The sequence below is a fragment of the [Phormidium] sp. LEGE 05292 genome, from assembly GCF_015207735.1.
Lineage (GTDB): Bacteria > Cyanobacteriota > Cyanobacteriia > Cyanobacteriales > Aerosakkonemataceae > Floridanema.
The window spans coordinates 1-2,462 of record NZ_JADEWG010000309.1; the positions used below are offsets into that span (position 1 = coordinate 1).

Annotated in this window: 2 protein-coding genes; one reads left to right on the forward strand and one right to left on the reverse strand. The window is 40.5% G+C overall.

The window, feature by feature from the left end; all coding sequences use genetic code 11:
• Nucleotides 1-228 precede the first annotated feature (228 nt).
• Nucleotides 229-492 carry a hypothetical protein gene (locus tag IQ264_RS32200; RefSeq protein ID WP_193986803.1) on the reverse strand — a complete coding sequence of 88 codons (264 nt, stop codon included), beginning with the start codon at nt 490-492 and terminating at the stop codon, nt 229-231.
• Between the two features lie 349 nt (nt 493-841).
• Here IQ264_RS32200 and IQ264_RS32205 point away from each other — a divergent pair, with 349 nt between their 5' ends.
• A complete protein-coding gene (locus IQ264_RS32205; protein ID WP_193986805.1) occupies nt 842-2,395 on the forward strand; it encodes a NupC/NupG family nucleoside CNT transporter in 1,554 nt (517 codons plus the stop codon).
• Nucleotides 2,396-2,462: the final 67 nt, after the last annotated feature.

A 2,462-nucleotide genomic window follows, 5' to 3' on the forward strand; every position in this document is an offset into this window, starting at 1 on the left:
TTAATAATAGAATTAAGCTCATTATTCGACAAAGCTATGGCTTTAAAAGCTTTGAATCTTTGCGAGAAAAGCTGTTAGCTTGTTTATTTAAATAAGATTTACTTATCCCCACAGGTACGGGAGAGCCGACTTTTACTAGTGAAATTGATGCTATTAAATTTTTGAATGACTTTGAAAGTATACCCCAGAATAATAGATCCCCGACTTCTTCAAGAAGTCGGGGATCTATTATTCTGGGAGATCGATCCGATCGCGATTTGCAAATTCTGAAGGTGGACGTTCTGTACTCCAAGCCCACCAAACAGTACCACAACGGCAGTAATAAAACTCCTGCCATTTTTTCCGATAGTCTTCAGTGTACACAGGCGATCGACGATTTATCCAAACTCGTTGGGCTTCCATACTGGTACCTTGACAAGTCGGACAACAGAAATTTTGTGCGTGAGTCGCTTTTTCAATCCATTCAGGCGGAACAGGGGCAAAAGCTTCCATGTTTCATATATCTAGGGTTTTATCGCCCATTATCAACTTTAGTAGACTAGATGTGCTACTGAATATTGCCTTGCCAGTAAAAGAGCCAAATCCTAGTTTACAAGATTTAAGCGAAAATTTTCCCAGATAGGGTAAATTAGCTAAGAATTTTATCATAGTTAAATAACAAATCTATCAATCATACCCTTTTTTGTATTTCCTGACTAAAAAATTAAAGAGTATAATTTTTCTCATCTTCTTACCTATCTCATGTTGTACCCTCTAATAAGACAATCTTTCTGATGAACTCCTGAATTCCTGTCTAGTGGAATTTATCACCCTGAATTATTATGAACAACGGAGTTAATTTATGTCTTACCTAAACTTAATTTCCTTTTTGGGAATATTCGGATTGTGTATAGTCGCTTGGGTCTTTTCCGAACATCGTAAAGTTATCCCTTGGCGAGTCATTATTGGTGGCATACTCTTACAATTAGTTTTGGGATTTTTAGTATTTCAATTTCCTCTGACTAGAACAGCTTTAGAAATATTTAGTAGTTTACTAGACAGCGTATTTTTAGCAGCAGATGTGGGGGCAAACTTTGTCTTTGGCAAAAACATTGTTCCTATACCAGGAAAACCAGCAGATGTGAATTTAGGTTATATTTTTGCTTTTCGTGCCTTACCTGCGGTGATTTTCTTTTCGGGATTAATGGCATTACTATACAACTTAGGAATTATTCAATTAATTACCAACGTTTTTGCCAAAATATTCTACAAAACCATGAGATTAAGCGGCGCAGAATCGCTTAGTGGTGCGGCTAACATTTTCGTGGGCATAGAAGCAGCGATCGCAGTCAAACCATTTATTGCTAAAATGACGCGCAGTGAAATCTGTGCAATTTTATCTTGTTGTTTTGGCACAGCTGCCTCCTCAACCTTAGCAATTTATGTCAATTTCCTGAAACCAGTATTTCCCAACATTTTAGGGCATTTGGTATCAGCATCAATCATGGCAATTCCTGCCTGTTTTGTTCTGTCAAAAATCTTAGTTCCAGAAACACAAGTACCAGTAACAGCAGGGGGAATACCAGTAGAAGAAAAAGTAGAATTTGACCCGGAAGCAGCACCAACAGAAACAGTAGGCGGAGAACCAATTGAACGAGTTAGCCCAATGGATGCAGCAATTTTGGGCGCACTTGATGGGGTAAAAATGGCTGTTTCCATTGCTGCGGTATTAATTTTAATTCTGGGATTAGTTTCATTAACTAATCAAGTATTAGGTGCTAAGACTTTACAAACTATTCTAGGAGTTCTGTTTTATCCATTGACATTATTAACTGGAATTTCCTTTGATGAAACTTGGACAGCTTCGGTAATTATTGGACGCAGACTTTTAGAAACAGCAATTCCACCTTATCAAGCTTTAGCACAAGCAGCAGCAGAAGGAAAGGTGAGCGATCGCACAGTGTTAATTGTCAGTTACGCCCTTTCTGGTTTTGCTCACATTGCTTCCGTTGGCATCTTCGTCGGTGGTACGATCGCTTTAGCACCCTCGCGCAGAAAAGACATTTCTCAATTAGGTTGGAAAGCCTTATTTGTCGGTACTTTAGCAACTTTAATGATTGCTTGTATCGCAGGTTTTTATGACACTGGTAATCGTAGTATTTTAGGAGAAAAACAAGCCCCCGCTCCTACTGTCGCCCCAGTTCAAACTCCCACACCCACCACATCACCCACAGCAAGTCCCACACCCCAAGCTGCACCCACAGTCACCCCAACACCACAACCCACACCCCAAGCAACTTCTACTCCAGTCACCCCAACACCACAACCCACACCCCAAGCAACAACACCAGCAGCAACTTCTACCCCAGTCACCCCGACACCACAACCAACTCCCACAGCTAAACCTTCTCCTTGATTAGCTGTTAATCTTTTAAGCAGGGAGCAGAGGAAATGGGGAGATGGGGAGATGGGGAGATGGGGAG

Bases quoted from the DNA above. Each gene is read 5' to 3' on its own strand.
- IQ264_RS32200 (WP_193986803.1), bottom strand. From the start codon at position 492: ATGGAAGCTTTTGCCCCTGTTCCGCCTGAATGGATTGAAAAAGCGACT.
- IQ264_RS32205 (WP_193986805.1), top strand. From the start codon at position 842: ATGTCTTACCTAAACTTAATTTCCTTTTTGGGAATATTCGGATTGTGT.